The organism is Nonomuraea sp. NPDC003201, from assembly GCF_053590415.1.
In genome coordinates this window covers 1-22,193 of record NZ_JBSFTC010000189.1, presented here as the reverse complement: position 1 = coordinate 22,193, position 22,193 = coordinate 1, and the positions used below count along the sequence as shown (strand labels likewise).

The 22,193-nt window shown below is 71.5% G+C and carries 25 protein-coding genes; 9 read left to right on the top strand and 16 right to left on the bottom strand.

Going from position 1 to position 22,193, the window contains the following annotated elements:
• From ACWDX9_RS41585 to ACWDX9_RS41560, 6 genes are all read right to left on the bottom strand, one after another.
• The coding region (locus ACWDX9_RS41585) for an RNA polymerase sigma factor (protein WP_449964583.1) at positions 1-854 on the bottom strand (854 nt) is incomplete at its 3' end.
• 44 nt (positions 855-898) lie between these two features.
• Positions 899-2,065, bottom strand: a complete 1,167-nt coding sequence (locus ACWDX9_RS41580) for an FAD-dependent oxidoreductase (RefSeq protein WP_350723058.1) — start codon at positions 2,063-2,065, stop codon at positions 899-901.
• Entirely contained in the window at positions 2,062-2,787 is a 726-nt protein-coding gene (locus tag ACWDX9_RS41575) for a maleate cis-trans isomerase family protein (RefSeq protein ID WP_363966112.1), read from the bottom strand. Before ACWDX9_RS41575 ends, ACWDX9_RS41580 begins: the two co-directional genes overlap by 4 nt.
• A gap of 63 nt (positions 2,788-2,850) precedes the next feature.
• Positions 2,851-3,057 (bottom strand): hypothetical protein, encoded by a 207-nt coding sequence (locus ACWDX9_RS41570; protein WP_449964581.1) that lies wholly within the window; start codon positions 3,055-3,057, stop codon positions 2,851-2,853.
• Positions 3,058-3,068: 11 nt separating this feature from the next.
• Positions 3,069-4,304: a hypothetical protein gene (locus ACWDX9_RS41565; RefSeq protein ID WP_449964579.1), complete on the bottom strand. Its 1,236-nt coding sequence runs from the start codon at positions 4,302-4,304 to the stop codon at positions 3,069-3,071.
• Positions 4,301-5,047, bottom strand: coding sequence for a hypothetical protein (locus ACWDX9_RS41560; protein ID WP_364252995.1), 747 nt, complete (start codon positions 5,045-5,047; stop codon positions 4,301-4,303). Before ACWDX9_RS41560 ends, ACWDX9_RS41565 begins: the two co-directional genes overlap by 4 nt.
• 202 nt (positions 5,048-5,249) lie before the next feature.
• Between ACWDX9_RS41560 and ACWDX9_RS41555 the strand changes: the two genes are divergently transcribed.
• Positions 5,250-6,512: a Scr1 family TA system antitoxin-like transcriptional regulator gene (locus tag ACWDX9_RS41555; RefSeq protein ID WP_449964577.1), complete on the top strand. Its 1,263-nt coding sequence runs from the start codon at positions 5,250-5,252 to the stop codon at positions 6,510-6,512.
• Positions 6,513-6,696: 184 nt separating this feature from the next.
• Complete coding sequence (locus ACWDX9_RS41550) at positions 6,697-7,530, top strand: SAM-dependent methyltransferase (protein ID WP_449964575.1); 834 nt, start codon at positions 6,697-6,699, stop codon at positions 7,528-7,530.
• 46 nt (positions 7,531-7,576) lie between these two features.
• On the opposite strand, the gene ACWDX9_RS41545 is transcribed toward ACWDX9_RS41550, so the two are convergent.
• Entirely contained in the window at positions 7,577-8,383 is an 807-nt protein-coding gene (locus ACWDX9_RS41545; RefSeq protein WP_449964573.1) for a DUF4253 domain-containing protein, read from the bottom strand.
• A 108-nt stretch (positions 8,384-8,491) separates the two neighbouring features.
• Between ACWDX9_RS41545 and ACWDX9_RS41540 the strand changes: the two genes are divergently transcribed.
• Positions 8,492-9,070: an HAD family hydrolase gene (locus ACWDX9_RS41540; RefSeq protein ID WP_449891715.1), complete on the top strand. Its 579-nt coding sequence runs from the start codon at positions 8,492-8,494 to the stop codon at positions 9,068-9,070.
• On the opposite strand, the gene ACWDX9_RS41535 is transcribed toward ACWDX9_RS41540, so the two are convergent.
• Together ACWDX9_RS41535 and ACWDX9_RS41530 are read right to left on the bottom strand one after the other, a co-directional pair.
• Positions 9,031-9,714, bottom strand: coding sequence for a TenA family protein (locus ACWDX9_RS41535; RefSeq protein WP_449964571.1), 684 nt, complete (start codon positions 9,712-9,714; stop codon positions 9,031-9,033). The genes ACWDX9_RS41540 and ACWDX9_RS41535 overlap by 40 nt on opposite strands.
• A gap of 281 nt (positions 9,715-9,995) precedes the next feature.
• Complete coding sequence (locus tag ACWDX9_RS41530; RefSeq protein WP_449964568.1) at positions 9,996-11,051, bottom strand: TIGR03118 family protein; 1,056 nt, start codon at positions 11,049-11,051, stop codon at positions 9,996-9,998.
• 220 nt (positions 11,052-11,271) lie between these two features.
• Here ACWDX9_RS41530 and ppgK point away from each other — a divergent pair, with 220 nt between their 5' ends.
• Positions 11,272-11,994, top strand: a complete 723-nt coding sequence (gene ppgK / locus ACWDX9_RS41525; protein WP_449964565.1) for a polyphosphate--glucose phosphotransferase — start codon at positions 11,272-11,274, stop codon at positions 11,992-11,994.
• An 18-nt stretch (positions 11,995-12,012) separates the two neighbouring features.
• Here ppgK and ACWDX9_RS41520 read toward each other — a convergent pair whose 3' ends face one another.
• Both ACWDX9_RS41520 and ACWDX9_RS41515 read right to left on the bottom strand, forming a co-directional pair.
• Positions 12,013-12,768, bottom strand: coding sequence for a WXG100 family type VII secretion target (locus ACWDX9_RS41520; protein WP_449964563.1), 756 nt, complete (start codon positions 12,766-12,768; stop codon positions 12,013-12,015).
• Positions 12,768-13,076 carry a hypothetical protein gene (locus ACWDX9_RS41515; RefSeq protein ID WP_449964560.1) on the bottom strand — a complete coding sequence of 103 codons (309 nt, stop codon included), beginning with the start codon at positions 13,074-13,076 and terminating at the stop codon, positions 12,768-12,770. Before ACWDX9_RS41515 ends, ACWDX9_RS41520 begins: the two co-directional genes overlap by 1 nt.
• Before the next feature lie 166 nt (positions 13,077-13,242).
• Here ACWDX9_RS41515 and ACWDX9_RS41510 point away from each other — a divergent pair, with 166 nt between their 5' ends.
• Both ACWDX9_RS41510 and ACWDX9_RS41505 read left to right on the top strand, forming a co-directional pair.
• Positions 13,243-13,647 (top strand): YbaB/EbfC family nucleoid-associated protein, encoded by a 405-nt coding sequence (locus ACWDX9_RS41510; protein ID WP_449964557.1) that lies wholly within the window; start codon positions 13,243-13,245, stop codon positions 13,645-13,647.
• 92 nt (positions 13,648-13,739) lie between these two features.
• Positions 13,740-14,399, top strand: coding sequence for a FadR/GntR family transcriptional regulator (locus ACWDX9_RS41505; protein WP_357730370.1), 660 nt, complete (start codon positions 13,740-13,742; stop codon positions 14,397-14,399).
• 212 nt (positions 14,400-14,611) lie between these two features.
• On the opposite strand, the gene ACWDX9_RS41500 is transcribed toward ACWDX9_RS41505, so the two are convergent.
• The gene (locus tag ACWDX9_RS41500) at positions 14,612-15,529 is read right to left on the bottom strand and encodes a hypothetical protein (RefSeq protein WP_449964554.1); all 918 of its coding nucleotides are present in this window, start codon (positions 15,527-15,529) and stop codon (positions 14,612-14,614) included.
• Positions 15,530-15,657: 128 nt separating this feature from the next.
• Between ACWDX9_RS41500 and ACWDX9_RS41495 the strand changes: the two genes are divergently transcribed.
• Positions 15,658-15,906, top strand: coding sequence for a hypothetical protein (locus tag ACWDX9_RS41495; protein WP_449964552.1), 249 nt, complete (start codon positions 15,658-15,660; stop codon positions 15,904-15,906).
• A 114-nt stretch (positions 15,907-16,020) separates the two neighbouring features.
• Here the strand turns inward: ACWDX9_RS41495 and ACWDX9_RS41490 are convergent, their stop codons facing one another.
• Positions 16,021-16,539 (bottom strand): YybH family protein, encoded by a 519-nt coding sequence (locus ACWDX9_RS41490; RefSeq protein ID WP_449964549.1) that lies wholly within the window; start codon positions 16,537-16,539, stop codon positions 16,021-16,023.
• Positions 16,540-16,999: 460 nt separating this feature from the next.
• On the opposite strand from ACWDX9_RS41490, the gene ACWDX9_RS41485 reads away from it, so the two are divergent.
• Together ACWDX9_RS41485 and ACWDX9_RS41480 are read left to right on the top strand one after the other, a co-directional pair.
• A complete protein-coding gene (locus tag ACWDX9_RS41485; RefSeq protein ID WP_449964546.1) occupies positions 17,000-18,124 on the top strand; it encodes a sensor histidine kinase in 1,125 nt (374 codons plus the stop codon).
• Positions 18,121-18,798: a response regulator gene (locus ACWDX9_RS41480; protein ID WP_449964544.1), complete on the top strand. Its 678-nt coding sequence runs from the start codon at positions 18,121-18,123 to the stop codon at positions 18,796-18,798. Before ACWDX9_RS41485 ends, ACWDX9_RS41480 begins: the two co-directional genes overlap by 4 nt.
• Here ACWDX9_RS41480 and nirD read toward each other — a convergent pair.
• From nirD to ACWDX9_RS41465, 3 genes are all read right to left on the bottom strand, one after another.
• Entirely contained in the window at positions 18,753-19,073 is a 321-nt protein-coding gene (gene nirD / locus ACWDX9_RS41475; RefSeq protein ID WP_449964542.1) for a nitrite reductase small subunit NirD, read from the bottom strand. The genes ACWDX9_RS41480 and nirD overlap by 46 nt on opposite strands.
• Positions 19,070-21,496, bottom strand: coding sequence for a nitrite reductase large subunit NirB (gene nirB / locus ACWDX9_RS41470; RefSeq protein ID WP_449964539.1), 2,427 nt, complete (start codon positions 21,494-21,496; stop codon positions 19,070-19,072). Before nirB ends, nirD begins: the two co-directional genes overlap by 4 nt.
• A partial coding sequence (locus ACWDX9_RS41465; RefSeq protein WP_449964535.1) for a (2Fe-2S)-binding protein occupies positions 21,493-22,193 on the bottom strand: 701 nt, incomplete at its 5' end. The genes nirB and ACWDX9_RS41465, both read right to left, overlap by 4 nt.

Here is a 22,193-nt window from a genome sequence, read left to right as displayed (position 1 = left end):
GCCGCGCCCGCCGCCGACCAGGGCTTTCCCGAGGTCGCCGTCGTGGGGTCGGCGACCGGGATCTGCGGCGTGGCGTCGGCGACCGGAGGAGCCGGGGAAGGACCGGTCTCCACCAGTGTGCGTGCCTGCACGGGGAAGCCGTCCGCCCGCCAGAGAGGCCCCTCGCCGGGCAACGGCTGCGCCAACGCCAGCCGGTTGGGAAGTGTGCCGGGCAGTGTGGTGATCGGCAGGCGGCGCAGCAGCGCCGCCGCCGACATGGTCCTGGGCGCGGCCCGGCAGGTCGCGCAGGACTGGATGTGACGGCCGATCCTGGCCCTGGCCCGCCGGCCGGGCGCCGCGACCCACGCCGACACGCGTGCCGTCAGGTCGGGGCATCCGTCGCGCCCCCGCGCGGCGATGATCGCGGCGAACCACTCCTCCAGGGACTCCGCCGCCCGGCTGACGACGGTCCGCACCTCGTCCTGGCGCAGCTCGAAGATCACCGAGATCTCCGCGTCGGCCAGGCCGTGGCGCAGGGACAGGTCGAGCAGCTCCCGCTGCGGGCGCTCCAGGGAGAGCAGCGCCTCGGGCAGCAGCTCCGACATCCGGCCGGGCCGCGACCACGAGCCGATGCTCGCGGGCTTGGCGACGAACGCCCGGTGCGCGCGGGCCACCGCGTACAACCAGGGCCGCCGCAGGGCCGGATCGACCACGCGATCCGCGTACAGGTGCGCCGTCAGCATCGCACCGGCCACCGCCTGCTCGGCGTCGCCCGCGGCGAGCTCCGTGCGGCAGTAGTCGTAGAGGCGGGCTCCGTGCTTGTCGCACAGGTCGCGAATGGCCTGGCGAGCGTCGTCAGACAGGGTTCGCCACATCCGGCGTCACACCTCCTCCAGTCAGTACGCGGAACGGGGGGTCGTCACCTCTTCCCTGGCACGGTGTCCAGTAATGAGGCCTGTGCCAGGTAGGCACGTGTCGCGTCAGGGTCTCCGGCGATGGCGCGCAGCCCGGCCATGGCGGCCGCCAGCCTGGCGCTGTCACGTTCCCGCACGCCCGCGAGCCGGGTCTCGCGAGGCGGGATCACCCGCTGCAGCAGCACCGAGCGCCGCCGCCAGGCCCACGCCTCCAGCGCCGCCGGCGGGGCGAAGCCGCCGATCACGGCCGCGATCACCTGGCCCACCTCGGCCGCGTCGTGGATGCCGGCGTTCATGTTGAGCCCGCCGACCGTGGAGGTCAGGTGCGCGGCGTCGCCGACGAACAGCACCCGGCCGCACCGGTACGAGGTCAGCACGCCCCTGGACAGCCCGAACCGGTCGGCGCCCGTCACGTGGATCGGCCCGCTCGCCCCCGGCAGGGCCCGGCGGACCAGCAGGGACAGGTTCGGAGGCGACAGCGGCTCGTGCGTGTCGCAGGGGATCTTGAAGATGATCCGCCAGTGGTCCGGCAGCCCGAGCAGCGTGCACGACTGCTGCACGTCCCGCACGTACGTCAGCGGCGCCAGGCTCGGCAGCAGCCGGTCCAGCGGCGAGTCGGTGAACACCCGCAACGCCTGCGTCGGGTAGGCGGACCTGGGGAACGGCAGTCCCAGGGAGCCCCTGACCGTGCTGTGCGCGCCGTCGGCGGCGATCATGTACCGGGCCCGCGTCCAGGTGTGGCCGACGCGGACCCGGATCCCTGTGCCGCCTTCGGCCACGCCGTCCACGTGGGTGCCGAACCGCACGTCCACGTCCGGGTAGACGCTGAGGGCCGCCAGCAGCAGCGGGGTGAGCGCGGCCTGGTCGGCGTGGATCCTGAACGGATGCCTGGTCAGGCCGTTGAGCCGGTTCATGCCCATCTCGGCCAGCACGATGCCGGACCGGTCGCGCCACTGCACCCGGTCGACGACGCGGCCCTTGGCGACGAGCTGGGACGCCACGCCCAGGTCGTCGAGCAGGTCGAGCGTGGCCGGGTGGAACGTGCAGGCCCTGGTCTGCTTGCTGAGCTCGCTCTCGCGCTCCAGCACGGTGACCGGGATCCCGGCCTTGGCCAGCGAGAGCGCCGCGGTCAGCCCAGCGGGTCCCGCTCCCACCACGATGACGCCGTTCATGCCGCGCCTCCCATGTACCGCCGGTGCGGCACGCGGCCGAGCGTCACCTGCTGCCCGATGGTCCTGGACAGCGCCCACCAGGCCGTGCAGAGGTTGGAGGTCAGCAGGATCCGGTCGTTGCCGGCGCTGAGGGGGCCGAGCACGGGCAGCGTGGCCATGCCGGTGCCGGTGAACAGCAGCACCGCGTCCGCCGGCAGCTCGGCCAGTTCGACCTGGCTGATCAGCTCGGAGGGGGTGACCGCGTACGAGGAGTAGCCGTTCTTCGCGCGTACCTGGATGACCTGGGTGACGTTCAGGCCGGCCGTCTTCCAGAACCGCTCGGCCAGCTCGGTCAGCCACGGCTGGTACGGGGAGACCAGCACGATGTCGCTCACCTCGGCGTGTTCCATCGCCTCGCGCGTGGCCTGCGTGGCCGAGGCGAAGGGCACCCCGGTCGCGGCCGACAGCTCGGCGCACTGGTCGCGGTCCTCATCGGGACCGAGGAGGTAGCGGGGCTCGCTGCAGGCCATGACCATCGCGCTCAGCGGCAGGGCGTCGAACGCGTAGACCATGGAGGGCAGGGCCTCGTTGTAGCTTTCCAGCCGTTCGGCCAGAGACTGCCCGGGCCGTACCGGGAAGCGCGTGACGTGCATGTCCGCGCGCGACCCGAGCAGGCGGGTGAGCTCGGGCTCCGCCGAGGGGTTGGCGGGCGCCACGATCACTCCCACCCTCCCGCGGCTCACTGAAGGCTCCGGGCGAGGACGGTGCGCATATGGGTTCTCCTCCTGTGCGGGAAGGGTGTGGTGTCAGATGACCGGGTGGCGTAACGCGTGGTCGATCTCGGTGATCGCCCGCGCGGACACCGGGCGGATGCGGCGCAGCCTGTGCACGGTGCGCGGTTCTTCCACCGGCGGCGCGTCGCCCTGGTCCTCGCCCCAGGACGGCGGCGCGTGGCGCGCTCCGCGTGCGTGGACCTCGTGCGGCTGTGACCGGCGCAGTTCATCCGTGAGCATGATCGCTCCTGTCATCGCGGGTTGACGACCTGGCGGTCGTATGTGGCGAAGCGGGGCAGAACCTCGCTCCGTACTCGGTTGACGTGGCCGCGCGGCTCGGCGAGGAGCCGGCGGAACATCGCCGGCCCCTCTTCCGCCGCGCGTTGAGATCGAGGTTCGGTCTCATGGCCCGACGCCCCGGCGACCCGCACCAGCGCCGTGGCGGCGAGCAGGACGGCGGCCGGGAGAACGGCCACCAGGACGGAGACGGGCCCGGAAGCGGGCCCCTCCGAGAACGGCCGGCCGATCAGCACTGTGGCGCCCATCGCGCCGATCACCCCACCCAGCATCGCCCACGTGCCGATGGTGCCGATCGCGGAGGCGTGCTGACCGGGTTCGGCGCTCGCGGTGGCCCCCGCCAGAAGACCGACCGCGAGCGCGCCGAATCCGGCGCCCATCAGCACCGCGCCGAGCAGGCTCCACCCGTCGGAAGACGAGTGGGCCGGCAGCGGCGCGCAACCTCCGCCCAGAGCAAAGCCTCCGCCGTAGACGGCTCCGCCGGTCCCGACGCGGCGGACGGCCAGGACGGCCGCCGGAGTCACCGCGATCATGGCCGACAGGAGCCCGGCCTTCTCCACAACAGGCGGCCCCATGGCGAGCACGGCGAACGACGCCGCACCGGACGGGCAGAACGCGCCCGCCGCCATCGGGAGTCCGCTACGTCGCCGGAGCCGCAGGCCGGTCGCGCGCGCACGGTGCCGCCACGAGGTCGCGTACGATCCCGCGTACGACCTCGCGATCGGCTCCGCGGCCGCGGCCGCACGGCCCGGCGAACGCCGATAAAGCCGGCCCCAGGCGCTCCCCCTCGTGTCGGCCAGCACGCCAGCCGCTAACGCGCTGGTCGACAGCACCGCGCCGACTAAGTCGGGCACGTGCCGCGCGATGCCGGAGGGATGGGGAAGCGCCGGGGCCAGCGGCACAAGCGCCGCCGTCAGTCCCAGGCGGGGAAGTCGGCCGTGATCGGCCGGCGGCCACCCGCCGTCTGACAGCAGCGCCAGCATTCCCGCTCCTGCGCACGCGCACCAGAACGCGACGCCCCAGGGCCGTTGGCCGGTGGGCGGCGCGCCGGGCGGCAGCGCGTACGCGGCGGGGAACCTCATGGCGACGCCGAGGTGGTGATCCGGCCGCCTCCTGACCCGGTGCCGTGGCCACGCCACGGCTGCCGGGACCGGTGCGGCCCGGTGCGCGGGGATGGGCGTCGGCGTCATCGCGCCGTCCCCGCTCTGGTGGTTGCCACGTTGGGCACGCTGACGCAGACCATGCGCTCGGTCAGCCCGACCCCCGGGGAGGAATCCGGCGTGGCGGAGCACGATGCCGACGAACGTGCGCGCGACCTGGCCGGCACCGCACCACCGGCCACCGTGCGCGCGACCTTCGAGGCGAGCGCGAGATGTTCGCAGCAGCGGCAGCCGACCTTGGCCTCGAGCCCCGCCACCTGGGCGAGCCTGAGGCGCAGCGGCTCCAGCGACGACCGGCGTTCCAGGCCGTCGAGGTCCTCCAGCCGGGCGGGCCAGCGCAGCGCGTCGCGGCAGCGGGTCTCCACCTCGGCCGGGAGCTCCTCCACCGGGAACCCCTCGTGGCGCAGCCGGGTGGCGATCATGACGGCCATGAAGGCCGTCTTGTCGAAGTCGGCCAGCCGTCCCGCCAGGGCCGCGCTCAGCATCCTGGCGCGGTGGCTCAGGCAGACCGCACTCCACCCGAGCAACAGCAGCCGATCAGGTCCCGTCTCCGTGTGCCAGCCGGCCAGCCGCAGCTCGCGGGCCATCCGGTGGTAGAAGCGCCAACGGTGACGAGGGCTGTCCAGCCAGACCTGGAGGCCGCCGAGAGGCAGGCTCGCGACCTGAACGCCGGCTCCCACCGCCGGCCCGGCCACGCGTGCGCAGATCCGCTGCACCACTCGCTCCTGCCCCGTGGAGGGCAGATCTTCGAGGTGCGAGGATTCCATGGTCACGTCCGGCCACCTCCTCCCCGACTGTTAAGCCACAGTTACCATGCCCTCCGATAGTCTGCTTACGAGCGAGGCTATGTCAACTGACAGTTTGCGCATAAGTTGATACCTACTCGCGGGGCAGAGCTGCCCCGCATGGCAGGGGACAGTGCGGCTCGCGTCCCTTACGCTGGAAAAGTTCACGGGCGGTGGATGGAGGTGTGCCGTGGCGAACTTCGCCGAACGGCTCGATCTTGCGCTGACCAAGCGCGGCTTCACCGGCGCGCAGGTCGCCTCCGCCCTGACAGAGGCGGGCATCCCCATCACCCGCGCCTACGTCAGCCAGCTGCGCACCGGCAAGCAGACCAACCCGACGCTCCAGGTGCTCAGAGCGCTGGCCTCGTGCCTCCAGGTGAGCGTCGGCTGGCTGGTCGGTGACGACTACCTCGAGTCCGGCGCGGTCGAGGACCTCCAGCTGCGCGCGGCCGCCATCGGCCTGGGCACCTCAGAGCTGTCCGAGAGCTCCCTGACCCTGCTGCGCGGCGTGGTCGAGCTGGCCCGCAGGGCCGAAGGGCTGCCCGACGAGCCCGAGCCCCCCTCCTCCCCCGACATCCCCGAGGCGGCCGCGCCGCTGAGCGGGCCGCAGCGCCGAGCGCTCGGCAGGCGGCTGCACGGCCTGCGCCTGGCCGCCGACCTGTCGGTCGCGCAGGTGGAGACGGCGATCGGCAAGGGAGCCGCCGCGATCCCGGCCATCGAGGAGGGCAGGATCGCGCCCGCCCCCATCACCGCCGAGCGCCTGCTCGCCCTCTACGGCGTCACCGCCCCGCCCATCCGCGAATACGTGCTGTCGCTGGCCAGGGGCGAGCGCGAGGCCGCCTGGTACGACGCGCAGTCGGTGCCGGTCTGGCTGGCCACCACGTACGCGCTGGAGCAGCGGGCCACGGTGATCCGCACCTACCACCCCCAGTTCGTCCCGCCGCTGCTGCAGACCGAGGAATACGCCAGGGCGGCCGTCACCGTGACCGGGCCGGCGACGCTCGGGCAGCAGACGGTCGACGAGGCGCTCGCCCTCGTGCTGGCCCGCCAGGAGGCCGTGGCCCGCGACAGCGGCATCGTGGTGTGGGCGGTCATCGACGAGAGCGTGCTGACCCGCTCGATCGTCGGGCCGCACGTCCAGCTCCGCCAGATCGACCAGCTCATCGAGCACGCCAAGCGGCCCAACGTCTCGCTCCACGTGCTGCCGACGGACGATCCCGTCTACGTGCCGCGCACCGGCCCGTTCACGCTCTGGCGCTTCGCCGAGGCGTTCGAGGCGGACATCGCGTGCGTTCACGGCATCGAGTCCGACGAGCTGATCACCGACACCGCCGCGGTGGAGGCGTACCACCAGGCGTTCACCAAGCTGTCGGTGACGACGACGACCCGCGAAGAGACTTTCGAGGTGTTGAATTTCCATCGCGAGCGGCTTTCGCGTTCCCTCGGAAAGTGATCTCCTTCCCTAATGGATGATCGTTATTCACGGTAGAGGGTTAGGCAGATATACCGAAAACTAATGGCTTTTCCGGTTGTCATCCGCCGCGCAGCGAGGATCATAAGTTCTGGGTCATCGAGTGGGGTCCGAAAGGATCATTCTTTTCCCGAGAAAGTGGGCGAGGGGAAAGGGGCAACACTCAATGCGTCAGCGTGCCATCCGAAACCTGGCGAAGCTGGAGATGACCCAAGCCAGGATCACCCGGGTTTTCGACGCGGCCACGGGTGGGAAGAACAACTTCGTGGCGGACAGAGACGCAGTGCGCCGCTACGACCAGGCCGCTCCCGTCGTGACGACGGCCGCACGGGCCGTGCTCCACTATTTGTGCCGTGTGGTGCGTCATCTGGCCGGCGAAGGTGTGGACCAGTTCGTCATTGTCGGGAGTGGAGTGCCCAGCGGCCTGCCGGCGGGCAGACAGTTGCACGACGTGGCCCGTGACGCCCTGTGCGGCGCGGTCCCCCGTGTGGTCTACGTGGAGAACGACCCGATGGTGCTGGCCGGAGCCCGGGCGACCATCGAGCCCGTCACCGACCTCGTACGCGTCGTAGAGGGCGACGTGCGCGAGATCGACGACATCCTCGATGACCGGGTCCTGCAGACGTTCCTCGACTGGGACCGGCCCATGGCCGTGCTGCTGCTGTCGACCCACAGCCTGAACGACGACGAGTACTTCCACTACGTGATCAAGCGGATCCGGCAGGTGGTGCCCGAAGGCAGCTACCTGTCGCTGCTGCAGACCACGTTCGACGCGGTCCCGCCGGAGCTGCTGGGAGCGATTCACGACCTGCTGGCGATGACGCTGCCAGGTCACGCGATTCGTACCAGAGAGGAGGTCGCGGCGTTGCTCGAAGGTCTGGTGCTGGTCGATCCGGGGTTGGTGTGGATCCCGGAATGGCGGCCGGACGGCCTCGACACCGCCTGCGCCGAACAGCCGAGTTCTTCGGGGAGTTACGGGGCCGTGGCCCACCTCCCCTGACACCGGACGGTCCGGCCGAGCCACCCTGTCGTGCGCGCGGCCGGACTCAGTCCCACCAGAACGACCAGGCGTGCTCGCCGATGATCTGCTCGGCATAGCCCTGCAGGTCACCGGGGCCCTGGACGATGTTGTCCGGGCAGAACGTCCAGTGCTCGGCGGCCACGTGCAACGCGTGCTCCGGATCGACCGGCGGCGCGGCCACGCTCAGGTCCAGGGTGTTGAACCCGACGCTCACCACCCGCGCGCCGAACCGGTCCTCCCAGCTGCGCACCACGGCCGCCAGCGGGACCATCCACTCGTTGTGGTGCAGCGCGCCCTGCCAGCCCATCACGACCAGCGCGTCGGCGCTCCTGGGGGCGGCGACCAGGCCGAGCGGCATCCCCTTGACGGCCAGCTCGCCCGCGAGCCAGTCGGCGACCGCCTCGGGGGCGGCCTTGAGCATCCCGGGCGAGGCCAGGCCGGGACAGATCGCCCCGAACGGGTCCAGCTCCTCCAGCGCGGCCTGCGGCATCTGGGTCACCCACTCCTGCCACACCTCGGTCATGAACCCCTCGGCGGTGAAGTGGTCGATCTGGCGGGGGTCGTCCGGAACGATCTGCCCGACCCCCCAGGGCTGCGCCGACTCGTCCAGCAGCACCGGCCACAGGCCGCTGTGCGGGTGCCACTCGCGCATGCGCCTCCAGTCCTCGCCGGACGCGGCCTCCTCGCTCATCCAGAACGCCGGCCTGAGCGCCTGGCCCTGCCGGGTGTAGCCGGGATCGGGCCAGACCACCTCGCCCGGCGGCAGCCCCGCGGGCAGCCTGTGCCCCCTGCCGCCGTCGGCGAACAGCCGCCCCAGCTCGCGTGCGCTCATGCCCTACCGTTCCGATACCGAATCCTGTCTCGGAGATGGTAGTCCGGCCGGTCGCCCTTGGACCTTTGACGACGCGGGAAATGCTGACGACTGTCACAATGAGGGGCTGTGATCCCCTTTGACGCGGTTCTGTCTGACCTTGATGGAGTGCTCCGGCTCTTCGACCACGCCGCCCAGGCCGACATCGAGGCCCGGTACGGCCTGCCGCTCATGCGGACGGCCCTCGACCCCGCGCTGATCATGCCCGCCACGCTCGGCCAGGCCACCGAGGCGGAGTGGCTGGAGTCCGTGGCCGTCGCGCTCGGCGGCGACGAGCGGGCCCGCCAGGCCGTGGCCGAGTTCGGGCAGGTGCGGTTCTGGGTGGACGAGGAGGTCAGGGCGCTCTTGGCCAAGGCGCAGCAGCACGTGCCCGTGGTGATCGTGACCAACGCCACGGACTCGCTGGAGCAGCACCTCGACCTACTGGGGCTCACGTACTTCGCGGACGACGTGGTCAGCAGCGCCAGGGTGGGCGTGGCCAAGCCCGACCGGCGGATCTACGAGATCGCCGCGGAGCGGGCCGGGGTCGCGCCGGAGCGCTGCCTGTTCGTGGACGACCGGCTGCAGAACGTGGAGGCGGCCAGGGCGCTCGGCATGACCGGCGTCCACTACCGCTCGTTCCAGGATCTGGCGGCCGTACTGGGCTGATGGTCGGTGGCCTGGTCGAAGAAGGCTCGTTCCAGCTCGACCGCCAGGCGGAAGACGTCCAGCACCGCCGTCCGGCGCTCCTCGTCCAGGTCCGCGCCGAGGCGGTCGAGCTCGCCCCGCAGGAAGGCCACCCAGGCCCGGAACTCCGGGCCCTCGTGCAGCTCGATCCACTCGCGGTGCACGAAGCTCTCCGGCAGCGGCCGCTCGGCCCGCGACGCCCAGCCCAGGTAGCACCATTCGGCCACGCAGAGCACGGCGACGATCAGCAGGTAGTCCTGTGACGTCCGCGCCTCGTCCATGAGCTGCCTGAACGCGGCCGTCACCGGCTCGGCCGGCGCGTCGGTCCGCCCGTTCAGCGCGGCCAGCGCCCGGTGGAAGTACGTCTTCTCCTCGGTGGTCGCCACCTGGCCGAGGAACTTCCCGTAGGGCACCCGCGCCTCGAACGTGTCCGCGCTCGCCACGGCCGCCCCGAGCAGGGCCGTGAACGAGTCCACGAACTGGAAGTCCTGCTCCAGGTAGCGCCGCATGCCGTCGTCGGGCGCCGAGCCCGTCGTGATCGCCATCGCGAACGGGTGCGTCACCACCGCCGTCCACTCGGGCTCGCACTGCTCCCTGAGCCATTCACTGAAGGATCGCTCGCTCACGATCCGACCGTACCCAAAACGAACTTCAACCCCTTCCTCCCGGAGGACACCAGGTCCTCCGGGAGGAGCCAGCCCTTCCCCTATTCCCTCAAAGACGTCCCAGGGACCTCAGCCGGAGTGCGGCGAGGAGTAAGGGTGCGGCGGGAAGCACCAACAAGGGGGTTGTTTCCGGCGCGGCTCGCGCCAACCGCGCCGGAAACGTCCGCGTGACCGCCGCCCCCGGCCTTGCTCGGCGAGCTGCGCTTCTCGCCAGGCCGGGGGCGACGGCGAGAGAGCGCCGCTCAGTACCCGCCGTACGGATTCTGGGAGGACGACTGGCTACTGGGGGCGCTCGTCTGGTGGCCCGACGGGTGGTTCGTCGGGGAGCTCGACGGCGAGGACGTGGGCGTCGCGGTGGACGTCGGCTTGGTGCCCTGCGGGGCGATGATGCCGATCAGGCCGTGCTTGGTGCCGTCGATGCCCGCGGAGAACCACATGGAGTTCTCGCCGCCGTTGGTGGCGGTGCCGGGCTCCAGGTCCCACAGGCCGGGCAGCACGATCGGGTTGCCGTCGGCCGTGGCCAGCGCGCCCAGGTGGCGGCTGTTCTTGTACGCGTGCACGGTGCCGTCGCCGAAGTTGCCGATGAGCAGCGCGCCCCTGTACTGTCCCCAGCCCTTCGGCGCGGCGGTGATCCCCCAGGGGGCGTTGAGCCCGACCCTGGAGATGCGGCCGGTGAGGCGCCCGCCGGCGTTGAAGCGGCTCACGAAGCCCTTGCCCTCGCCGAATTCGGGCTTGCCGGTGGACGGGTCACGCAGGGCCCAGGACACCCAGATGCTGCCGTTGGCGATCGCCACGTTGTAGGCCTTGTACGTCCTGGGGACGCCCGGGTCGCGGAACTGCCAGCTCTTCAGGCTGATGCGCCGGAAGTCCTCGTCGAAGGCGTGGACGCGCCCGCTCGCGAAGTCGGCGGCCAGCAGGAAGTCTCCGTCGTCGGTCTCGACGAGCTCCAGCCCCTTGTAGTCGGCGCCACGGGTGAAGGCCCCGATGATCGCGTTCTTCGGGTCCACGTCCTTGTTCCAGCCCGTGATGGCTCCGCTGGGGCTGGAGAAGATGAACGTGGCGGGCTTGCCCTTGACGGTGAAGCCCTCGCCCGGGTTGAACACCTGGCCGGTGGGTGCTCCGCCGGGGATCCACACCTCGGTCTGCTCCTTCTTGCCCGTGCCGGAGTAGACGGTGGCGGTGCCGGTGCCGGTGTTCGAGACCCACAGAGTCTTGCCCATGGCCAGGCCCCACGGGTTGACGACCTTGGCGTCGGTGACCGGGGCTTTGCCCTGAACGTCCGACACAAGGTTGATCACGTCGAATCGGTTCCTGGTTGTGGTGGCGTGCGCGGGAGTGGTGAGAGTTGCTCCCCACACAACCGCAACAGCGCAGAGTGTGATGATGCGTGGCCGCATCCGTTGCCTCCTAGTTAGCGCTTGTGACGCGAGATACGTGGAGGGCTGTGGGCCGGTTCAGCCGGTTCCGGAAATATCAGGACAGGAGTTTTTTCGTGTCCTGAAGGGGAGAGGGATTGACATGAACGTGTTGGGCATTGACATCGGTGGTTCGGGAATCAAGGGCGCCCCTGTCGACATCGAGGCCGGCGAGCTGGTGAAGGAGCGTTTGCGCATTCCCACGCCCCAGCCGTCCAAGCCCGATGAGGTGGCGGAAGCGGTGGCGGAGATCGTCAAGCATTTCGGCTGGAGCGGTCCCATCGGGGTGACGTTCCCCGGCGTGGTCAAGGACGGGGTCGTGCTGACGGCCGCCAACGTGGACCACTCGTGGATCGGCGTGGACGCGGCCAGGCTGTTCGGCGGGGCGACCGTGCTGAACGACGCCGACGCGGCCGGTGTGGCGGAGGTGACCTACGGGCGCGGGCGCGGGGAGCGCGGGACCGTGCTCGTGCTGACGTTCGGCACGGGGATCGGCAGCGCGCTGTTCACCGACGGGACGCTCGTGCCCAACACCGAGCTCGGGCACCTGGAGCTGCGGGGCAAGGACGCCGAACACCGGGCGTCGGCGCGGGCGCGGGAGGAGCACGAGCTGACCTGGGAGAAGTGGGCCGAGCGGGTGGAGGAGTACCTCCGGCACGTGGAGATGCTGCTGTCGCCCACGCTGATCGTCATCGGCGGAGGTGCGAGCAGGAAGGCCGACAAGTTCCTGCCGCACGTCCACATCGACACGCCCGTGGTCCCCGCCACCCTCCAGAACGAGGCCGGCATCATCGGCGCCGCCCTGGCCGCCTCCCGTCGCTCATGAGCCCGCTCCGGGCCGGGCTCACTTCGTACCGGGCCGGCTCGGGGCCACCCACTTGAAGTCCTTCGTGTCGTCCGGCAGGGCCTGCTTCCCCTCGGGGTACTGGAAGGTGGGGAACGCCGACTTGTCGATCTTCACGGTGGCGAAGTCGACCTCGCGCAGCCTCGCCCCCGGCCAGCCGTCCTGCTCGTACGGCTCGGCCATGTCGGCCAGCGCCTGCCCCTGCGTGATCAGGTAGGCGACGATGGTCGCCTGGCCCATGCAGTACGTGATGAGCGCGCCGATCATCACGGTCAGCACCTTGTCCGCGGCGTTGAGCAGCCATCTCAGGTACAGGCGGCCCTGGACGGCCCCCACGGGTGACAGCACCATCATCGACAGCCCGTACACGCTGGAGGCGGCGACCATCGTGGAGAAGGTCGCCATCGCCCCCTTGAAGAGCCGGAAGGCGTTGGCCACGCCGTCGAGGATGTCGCCGATCTGGTCGAGGGAGTCGCGCAGGACCTCGGTGCCCGCGTGCATCTTGCCGGTCACCCGGGAGAACTCCCGCTGGTCGTCGGCGATCCAGCCGCGCCGGGACTCGGCGGGAATGCCGTCCAGCACCTCCACGGGGTTGTCGAGGTCCCTGGCCATCTGCTTCCAGACCTTGGCGACCTCCGAGACCCGGTCGACGTCCATCTGGAGGGACTCCAGGAGGGCCAGCGACACCAGCGGGACGCCCGCGTACAGCTGGAGCCCCTTGAGCGTCCGGATGATCGGCCACGGCGCGGGCGGCATCACACGTACTCCACGATGCTGGCCTGCTCGGCCCTGCGCCAGTTTCCCGCGCAGGTGGCCAGGCTGTCGGTGATGCCGCGGGAGGCGATGGCGCCGCCCCGCAGGGCCTCCGTGCAGCCTCGCTGCGCCGTCTCGTAGGCCGGGCCGAGGATTCTCGCCAAGATCGTCCCCAGCGTGCCGTCGCCGAGGTCGGTGTCGTAGACGCGGTCTCCGGTCTTCATGAGGCCGGCCCAGACGTCGTTGTAGCGCTCGCCCATGGCGGCGATGACACTGGACGTGATGACCCTTGTCTCCTGCGGGGTGGACATGTCGCTCCTTCAGGTGTTCTGCGTCGAAGGTCATCTTTGTCGCCTTGGAGGCGTTGATCATCTGGGTTCACCGGATGTTCGACGGAGCGCAACCAGCCGCTGCCAACGGGTTCAGGAAATCTTGATCAACTCCATTGGTCGCGCCGACGAACAGGAAGGTCATGGCATGTTCGACTTCGACCCGGCCGCCGTCACGCCCGAGGAGCTGGACAGGATCGGCCGGCGCGCGGACGAGGCCATGTCGAAGCTCGCCACGGCCATGGACGGGCTCGGCGAGGTCACCGGGGAGGGCACCGCGGCCGGGGGCCGGATCCAGGCCACCGTGGAGGCCGACGGCCTCGTCCGGGACATCCGCCTGGACGCGCGGGTGCTGCGCACGATGGGCAGCGACGAGCTGGCCGAGGCGATCGTGACGGCGCTGCGCGCGGCCCAGCTGTCGGCCCGGGGCCAGCTGGAGGAGCGCCTCACCGAGGCCCAGGGCGGCGAGCGCCTGCCGTTCGACCTCGGGGACGTCGGCCGCCGCTTCGAGGCCGTCCAGTCCGCCTTCCTCTCCGCCCTCCCCCGGCGCTGACCGGCGGCGCGCCCCCGATCACCGGCCGGACTACCCCGCCTTCGGCGATAGCTCTTAGGGTGGGTGTTCTCCATCCGATGAGGAGAGGGTGCATGCGAAACGTCGCTCGGACCTCGCTCGTGGACGCCGCCATCGACGAGCTCCGCCGAGAGATCGCGCGTGGTGTGTGGCCGGTCGGCACCAAGATCCCGTCCGAGAGCCAGCTCGCGCAGAGCCTCGGCATGAGCAGGCTGTCCGTGCGCGAGGCGGTTCGGGTCCTGGCCCACGCCGGGCTCCTGCACACCCGCCAGGGCGACGGCACGTACGTGACCGCCACCGACGAGTCCAAGGTCGCCCTGCGCCGGCGGCTCGACACGGCGGCCGCCATGGACATCATCGACGTGCGCCGCGGCCTCGACCTCGTGGCCGCCCGGCTCGCGGCGGGCAGGCGCACGGAGGAGGACCTGACCGCGATGCGCCGGACGCTGGCCCGCCGGGACGCGGCCGCCCGCGCCGGCGACCTCGACGGATTCGCGGACGCGGACGTGGACTTCCACCTGCTGGTCGCGGACGCCGCGCACAACGCCCTGCTCGGCGACCTCTACCGCAGCATGAGCGACGCCCTGCGCGACAGCGTCAGGGACCAGGAGCAGGCGGCCCTGACGCCGGACAGCTCCCACGACGACCTGCTGGGCGCGATCGAGGACGGCGACGCGGCCCGCGCGGTCGCCGTCTCCGTCGCCATCCTCGACCAGCAGGAACGCGACCTCTGAACACCGCCCGCACGACGTAGGGACCCGATCCGACCCCCCGCGACATCGAGCCGCGTCCGGCTCGCACGGCATCGGGACGCGGTGGGGCTCGCGCGGCATCGGGACGCGGTGGGGCTCGCGCGGCGGAACCGGGGTGGGCCTGCGACGCGGTGCCGCTCGGGAAAGCGGCGCCGCAGGCACACCCCGGCGCTTCTCGGCGCCGGGCCCGCCGATCACTTGCCGGAGATGACGATCGTCTCCCCCGGCGAGCCCGGCCCAGGCGGGTCCGACGGGTCCGGCGTGCCCGTGGGCGGGTCCGGCTCGGCCTCCGACCGGCGTGACCGGCGGATCAGCCGCGCCACGCGGGCCGGCCACCTCGGCGACGCCCCGTCCGGCGAGGGCGGCCGAGGCGGCAGACCCGGCAGGCGGGACTGCGGCAGCAGCCACAGGGCCACCACCGCGACCAGCGCACCACCGACGGCGGCGATCACCAGCGCGTAGACAGGCACCCCGCCGGATCCCTGCCCCACACCACCGGAGCTCTCCGGCCCCGCACCGGTGCCACCGGAGCTTCCCCGCCGGCCACCCGTATCACCGGAGCCTTCCCGCCCCACGTCGGTAGCACCGGCACTCCCCTGGCCCATCGGCGACCGGTTGATCACCGCCGGACCCTTGTCCGGGAACCCGGGCGGATGCACCGCCCCCCAGAACGACTTCTCCGCCGACATCGGCGCCACCATCTCAGCGGGCACCGGATCGACCTTCAGCCCGCCGGGAACGGTAAGCGTCCCCACCTCGTACGGCTGGAACAGCCCCTGGACGCCCTCCACCTTCCACACCCCCTCAGGCACCACCACCGACGTGGCGTAATGCCCGGCCTCCGGCAGCGCCGTGCCGCCGAAGAGCAGGCTCTTCCCGTCCGCCCCGGTGAACCGCAGCCCGACCGCCCCGAGATTCCCCTCGAACGGATGGGACCCGTGCTGGAGCACCCAGAACCCCAGCGCGTACGACGTCCCGCCCTCGAACCGGGACGGCGCCGGATCCAGATAGGTCACCGCCCACCCGCCGGCAGCGGCGGCGGGCAGGCCGCCCAGGGCCAGCGCCACCGTGCCGGCCACCGCTGCGGCCAGCACGGCCAGAATCCTCTTCATGGGACCACCTCCGGTACAGATACACCGGAGGCGCGGCCCAGGTTCTGACGGGCCTGCGACATTTCCCGATACGGCGCGCACAATGGAGGAAAGGCGAGAATTCGGCGGGGAGCGAGGAGGCTTGCGCCGTGTCCGCCACCGGACGCGCATATGTGACCGCAATGCTCGACGTCCTCGTTTTCGAGAACGTATTGGTGGCGTGGCGACGGAGCACGCCCTGGGGCGGATACATGATCGTCTCGCACGAGGGCGAGGAGATCAGGTTGACCGCGCGACAGGCGGAAACGTGGGCTCGGGGCGCCTTCGCCGTGTACCTGGCGATGATCGACCAGGGCCGCATCACCCCGCGCATCCCGCGCGGCAGCGCGCAGTCGTAGCCCGTCCCGCGACCGACCGCCCATAACCGGCCCGGTAAATCCGTGCCGGAATTCCCGTCATTCCCGGCGGACGTCCCGCAAAGGACGTGTGGCCCATTCCCGAGGCTCCGGCGGTCAGGACGACTGGTTGTTCATGAACTCCGAGATCTTCCACCTCCCGCCCTCCTTGCCGAGCAGGAACAGCTCGCGGAAGCGCGCGTCCCCCTGCTTGCTCCCCGAGCGGACGACGGCGCTCTCGCTGCCGACCGTACGCACGTCCACGATGGTGTGCACGGCCGACACCAGGTCGGTCGCGCCCTGCAACTGCTGCTGGTAGAGGCTGCGGATCGCCTTGGTGCCCTCGGCCGTGGCCTCGCCGTCCAGCTCGACCACCGCGTTGCCCGTGAACAGGCTGACGATCTGGTCCACGTTCCCCGCCTTGAGCGCGTTGAAGTAGGACTCGACCGCGCCGCGCGGCTGCCCGGCCGCCGTCGCCGTCCCGGTCGGGGACGGGCTCCTGGTGTAGGGACCGGTCGGGGTCACGGCCGCTTTCATCGCTTGCGTACGGTCACCGCCCACGTCGCAACCGGCGACCAGGAGGACGGGGACGGTCGCCGCCGGTAGAAGTGCCCAGCGCTGAAAAACCTTGCTCATGGCCGCTTTGATGCCCGCACCCGCCATGCGCGAATGCGGCGTTTGGCCACTCCGCACGCCGCCTTTAGCTCGTTGGGGTGTTACTCACGGTAACGGTTCACTGGATTTGGCTGAGACCGGTCAGAGTTGCGATCGTTGCCGCCCCGAGACCAGCGCACAGGGCACCGCCGATAGCGTCCGTCCAGTGCCGCGAATCCAGGCGAACCCCGAAGCCCTCCCCCAGCGCGAGGACGCCGAACGTTGCGACAGCATCGATTCAGGACGGCGTTGCGTGTTGCCACTGACCCATCGAAGCCCGCACGTCTATCCCCCGGTGGAGACTGGAGCATAGCCCTCGGCCTGGCGTCGGCGCAGCCGATATGCCAGAACGGCATCACCCCGCTCTGAGCAGGCGGAAGACGAGCCACTTCCCCCGTACGAGGGAGGCGGTCCCCGGGCTCGTCGGCTAGCTTCTGGAGCCGTGGCGGTTCCCTGGAAATCTTGGCAGCCCTGGAAGGCGGTGCTCTACCAGCTGCTGGGCGCGGCGTTGCTGACGCCGGTGGCGGCGGTCCTGGCGCTGGCGCTCGTGACGGAGGTGTCCCTGGCGCGGGTGCTGTTGCTGTGGGCGGCGTGCCTGCCCGCGTCGGTGCTCGTGGCATGCCTGCCCCTGGTGCCGCGGCTTGAGGTCGTCGCCCTGTCGGAGCTGCTCGGGGTGGCCGTGCCGGACCGCGCCGACCCGGTCTATCTGCGGGTGCTGACGGCGCTGCACCTGTTCGTGGGGGCGACGCTGAGCGCCGGGGTGCTGGCGCTGGTGCCCGCGTTCACCCGCCCGCAGGCCGCTCAGGGTGACCTGGCGCAGGTGTCCGTCATGGCCGTGGCCGTGCTGGCGGTGATGGTGCCGGCGGGGGCCGGGCAGCAGCGGGTGGCGCGCAGGCTGCTGCGCTCCGACCCGTCGCTGGTGATCGAGGAGCTCGGCCGCCGCCAGAGCCTGGCGCTGGAGCTGCACGACTCGGTGGGGCACGCGCTCAGCGTCGTCCTGGTGCAGGCCATGGCGGCCCAGGCGGCCCTGGGGCGGCCGGAGACGGTGCCGGTGGCCCAGCGGTCGCTGGACCATCTGGTGGGCACCGCACGTGGCGCTCAGCAGGAGCTGGACGTGCTCCTCCGGGTGCTCGACGAGGGCAGTACGGCGCAGGCGCCCACGCTGGCCGCGCTCGGCGCGCTCGTGCACGGGCTGGACGTGGAGTGCCGTGCCGACCCGGTGGAGCGGGTGCCGGAGGCGGCGTCGCGGGCGGCGTACGCGATCGCCAGGGAGGCGGTCACGAACGCGCTCAGGCACGGGCGGGGGCCGGTCCGGGTGGACCTGGCCGTCCGGCACCGCACCGACCCCGGCGCTGGAAGGGGTGGGAAGGAGGTCGTGCTGGTCGTGGAGAACGAGGTGGCCGGGAGCGCGACGCCCGGGGAGGGGCCCGGGGAGGGGCCCGGGGAGGGGCCCGGGGAGGGGCGCGGTCTGGTGGGGATGCGGATGCGGGCGCGCCTGGCCGGCGGGGCGTTCGAGCGGGAGGAGGTGGACGGCACATGGCGGGTGACGGCGACGCTCCCCGCGTGAGCAGGGGGATCCGGGTGGTGCTGGCCGACGACGAGCCGCTCATCCGCTCCGGCTGGGCCACCATGCTCTCCCCGTACGACGACATCGAGGTGATCGGGGAGGCGGCCGACGGCCACGCCGCCGTCGAGCTGGGCCGCGCGGCCGACGTCGTGCTCATGGACATCCGCATGCCCGGCCCCGCCGACAGCATGGACGGCCTGGGCGCCACCCGGGAGCTGGCCCGCCTCTCGCCGCGCACCCGGGTCGTCGTGGTCACGACGTTCGAGAACGACCAGCTCGTCTGGGGCGCGCTACGCGCGGGCGCGGCCGGCTACGTGCTCAAGCGCTCCCCCGCCGCCGACCTGGTCACCGCGATCCGGCTGCGGGACGGCGTGCTCTTCCCCGACGCGCTGCGCCGCATCGCCGCCCCGCGCCCGCGCGCCGCCGCCCACGACCTCACGCCCAGGGAGCTGGACGTCCTGCGTCACCTGGCCCGCGGGCTGAGCAACGCCGAGATCGCCGCCGCCCTGTACGTCACCAGGGAGACGGTCAAGACGCACGTCGGCAACGTCCTGGACAAGCTCGGCGCGAGAGACCGCACCCAGGCCGTCGTGCGAGCCTACGACCTGGGCCTGGTCCTGGCGGGCGATCAGGCGCCGACCTCCACGCCGCCGTCCGCCACCCGTACCCGGTAGATCGGCACGGACACCGCGTCCTCGTCCAGGCAGCGCCCCGACACCAGCGAGAACACCTGCTTGTGCAGCGGCGAGGCCACGGTCGGCTCGCCCTTCCTGGTGCCGACGATGCCGCGCGAGAGCACGTACGCGCCGCTGAACGGGTCGAGGTTGCCCAGCGCGTGCAGCGTGCCGTCGTGGGTGCGGAAGACGGCCACCTGCTCGCCGCCCACCAGGGCGCAGACGCCGCGTTCCGGCACCATGGCCTCGTAGTCGCAGATCCGCGTCCAGCTCATCGGGCCATCACCGGCTTGATCTGGCCGCGCTCGCTGGCGAAGACGATCGACGGGTCGGGCACGCCGGGGGCGTTGACGAAGGTCACGAACCTGTTCAGCTTCTCGGGGTCGTCCAGCGTGGCCGCCCACTCGTCGGCGTACGTGGCGATGTGGTTCTCCATCTGCGCGTCCAGGTCGGCGCAGATGCCGAGCGAATCTTCCATGATCACCTCGCGGAGATAGTCGAGCCCGCCGTCCAGCGACTCCAGCCAGGTGGCGGTGCGCTGCAGCCGGTCGGCCGTGCGGATGTAGAACATGAGGAACCGGTCGATCGTCCTGATGAGCTCCTCCGAGCTCAGGTCCGTGGCCAGCAGGTCGGCGTGGCGGGGCTTGAAGCCGCCGTTGCCGCCGACGTACAGGTTCCAGCCCTGCTCGGTGGCGATGATCCCGAAGTCCTTGGACCTGGCCTCGGCGCACTCGCGGGCGCAGCCGGAGACGGCCGACTTGAGCTTGTGCGGCGAGCGCAGGCCGCGGTAGCGCAGCTCCAGCGCGATGGCCATGCCCACCGAGTCCTGCACGCCGTAGCGGCACCAGGTCGAGCCCACGCACGACTTCACCGTGCGCAGCGCCTTGCCGTACGCGTGGCCGGACTCGAACCCGGCGTCCACCAGCCGCCGCCAGATCTCCGGCAGCTGCTCGACCCGGGCTCCGAACAGGTCGATGCGCTGACCGCCGGTGATCTTCGTGTAGAGGCCGAAGTCGCGGGCCACCTCGCCGATCACGATGAGCTTGTCGGGGGTGATCTCGCCGCCGGGGATGCGCGGGACGACCGAGTACGTGCCGTTCTTCTGCATGTTGGCGAGGAAGTGGTCGTTGGTGTCCTGCAGCGTGACCCGCTCGCCGTCGAGCACGTGGCCGTTGTAGAGCGAGGCCAGGATCGAGGCCACGGCCGGCTTGCAGATGTCGCAGCCCCTGCCCTGCCCGTGTTCGGTGATGAGCTGGGAGAACGTGGTGATCTTGCGGACCCGTACGATGTCGAACAGCTCGGCCCGCGAGTACGTGAAGTGCTCGCACAGCGCCTTGCTGACCTCGACGCCCGACTTCTCCAGCAGCTGCTTGAGCATCGGCACGCAGCTGCCGCAGGTCGTGCCGGCGCGGGTGCAGGCCTTGATGCCGGGCACGTCGGTGACGCCCTTGTCGGCGATGGCCGTGCGGACGTCGCCCGCGCACACGTTGTTGCAGGAGCACACCTGCGCCTCGTCGGGCAGGTCGAGGCTGGCCCCGGCCCCGCTGAAGAGCAGGTCGGACGGCGAGGCGGGCAGCGTCTTGCCGACGAAGGGCCGCAGGGACGTGTACGGGGAGGCGTCGCCCACGCAGATGCCGCCGAGCAGCGTCTTGGCGTCGTCGCTGATGAACAGCTTCTTGTAGACACCGCCCACCGGGTCCATGTAGGTGACGTCGAGCGCCCCCGACATCGCCCCGAACTGCGCCACCTCCACACCCAGCAGCTTGAGCTTGGTGGACATGTCCGCGCCCTCGAAGGCCGAGGACCCGCCCATGATCCGGTCGGCCGCCACCTCGGCCATCGTGTTGCACGGCCCGACGAGGCCGTAGACCATGCCGCCGACCAGCGCGCACTCGCCGACCGCGTAGATCGAGGGGTCGGAGGTCAGCATCGAGGAGTCAACCACGATGCCGCCCCGCTCGCCGACCGCCAGCCCGGACGACCTGGCCAGCTCGTCACGCGGCCTGATGCCCGCCGAGAAGACCACGACCTGCGCGTCCAGCACCGTGCCGTCCGGCTTGCGCAGCCCGGTGACCTGGCCGTCCGCGGTGACGATCTCCTGGACGCCCGCCCCGGCGTGCACGCCGAGCCCGAGGCCCTCGATGTGGGACTTCAGCACCGCGCCGCCGCCCTCGTCCACCTGCCGCGGCATCAGCCAGGGGCTCATCTCGACGATGTGCGCCTTCAGCCCGAGCGCGCGCAGCGCGTCGGCGGCCTCCAGGCCGAGCAGCCCGCCGCCGACCACGACGCCCTCGACCGCGTCCTTGGCGGCCACCCGGATGGCGTCCAGGTCGTCGATGGTGCGGTAGACGAAGGCGTGCTCGGCGCCCGGCACCGGCGGCACGAACGGCGCCGACCCGGTGGCCAGCACGAGCACGTCGTAGGGCTCGGTGGCGCCGTCGGCCAGGGTGACCTCGCGGGCCTCCCGGTCGATCCCGGTGACCCGGCTGCTCAGCCTCGTCACGACCCCCGCGGGCACCGCGTAGGTGAGGTCCTCCACGGTGACGCCGGAGAGGTAGGAGGTCAGTGCCACCCGGTCGTACGCCGGGCGCGGCTCCTCCCCGATCACGGTGATCCGGCCGTCGAAGCCCTTGTCCACCAGGGTTTCGACGAGCCGGTGGGCCGTCGGCCCGTACCCAACGACGACGATCCTGCTCATACTGAAATCCCTTCCTGCTCGCACAGCCAGCCGACGATGCCCTCCACGGCGTCGCGGCAGGTTCCGCATCCGGTCGTCGCCCTGGTCGCGGCCGCCACTCCGGCCACGTCGTGGGCCCCGGCCTCCCAGCACGCCCTGATCTGACCCTTGGTCACGTTGTTGCACTGACAGACCTTGGCCGCGTCCGGCATCAGCGTCGGGCTGTCGGCCACCGGCGCCGACGACAGCCCGGGGAACAGCAGCCCCGCCCGGTCCCCGGGCACCGGCGCGCCCCGGTCGAAGAGCTGGGTGAGCGTGCCCACGGCGTCGCTCTCGCCCAGCAGGATCGCGCCCACCAGCCGCCCGTCGCGGATGACGAGCTTGCGATAGGTGCCGCGGGCCCGGTGGCTGAAGCGCACCACCTCGGCGTGCTCCTCGGTGAGCTGGGTCTCGCCCATGGCGGCCAGCTCGACGCTCCTGGCCTTGAGCCTGGTGACCAGCCGGGAGCCCCGGTAGAGGGCCTTGCCGCCGGTGATCACGTCGGCGGCCACGGAGGCCTGCTCCCAGGCGGGGGCGACCAGGCCGTACACGGTGCCGTCGTGCTCGGCGCACTCGCCGATGGCGAAGATCGACGGGTCGTCGGTGCGCAGCTCGTCGTCCACGACGACGCCGCGCCGCACCTCCAGCCCCGCCGCGGCGGCCGGCCCGGTGACGGGGC

Bases quoted from the DNA above. Each gene is read 5' to 3' on its own strand.
- ACWDX9_RS41580 (WP_350723058.1), bottom strand. From the start codon at position 2,065: ATGAACGGCGTCATCGTGGTGGGAGCGGGACCCGCTGGGCTGACCGCG.
- ACWDX9_RS41570 (WP_449964581.1), bottom strand. From the start codon at position 3,057: ATGCTCACGGATGAACTGCGCCGGTCACAGCCGCACGAGGTCCACGCA.
- ACWDX9_RS41565 (WP_449964579.1), bottom strand. From the start codon at position 4,304: ATGACGCCGACGCCCATCCCCGCGCACCGGGCCGCACCGGTCCCGGCA.
- ACWDX9_RS41550 (WP_449964575.1), top strand. From the start codon at position 6,697: ATGCGTCAGCGTGCCATCCGAAACCTGGCGAAGCTGGAGATGACCCAA.
- ACWDX9_RS41545 (WP_449964573.1), bottom strand. From the start codon at position 8,383: ATGAGCGCACGCGAGCTGGGGCGGCTGTTCGCCGACGGCGGCAGGGGG.
- ppgK (WP_449964565.1), top strand. From the start codon at position 11,272: ATGAACGTGTTGGGCATTGACATCGGTGGTTCGGGAATCAAGGGCGCC.
- ACWDX9_RS41520 (WP_449964563.1), bottom strand. From the start codon at position 12,768: ATGCCGCCCGCGCCGTGGCCGATCATCCGGACGCTCAAGGGGCTCCAG.
- ACWDX9_RS41515 (WP_449964560.1), bottom strand. From the start codon at position 13,076: ATGTCCACCCCGCAGGAGACAAGGGTCATCACGTCCAGTGTCATCGCC.
- ACWDX9_RS41510 (WP_449964557.1), top strand. From the start codon at position 13,243: ATGTTCGACTTCGACCCGGCCGCCGTCACGCCCGAGGAGCTGGACAGG.
- ACWDX9_RS41505 (WP_357730370.1), top strand. From the start codon at position 13,740: ATGCGAAACGTCGCTCGGACCTCGCTCGTGGACGCCGCCATCGACGAG.
- ACWDX9_RS41500 (WP_449964554.1), bottom strand. From the start codon at position 15,529: ATGAAGAGGATTCTGGCCGTGCTGGCCGCAGCGGTGGCCGGCACGGTG.
- ACWDX9_RS41490 (WP_449964549.1), bottom strand. From the start codon at position 16,539: ATGAGCAAGGTTTTTCAGCGCTGGGCACTTCTACCGGCGGCGACCGTC.
- nirD (WP_449964542.1), bottom strand. From the start codon at position 19,073: ATGAGCTGGACGCGGATCTGCGACTACGAGGCCATGGTGCCGGAACGC.
- nirB (WP_449964539.1), bottom strand. From the start codon at position 21,496: ATGAGCAGGATCGTCGTCGTTGGGTACGGGCCGACGGCCCACCGGCTC.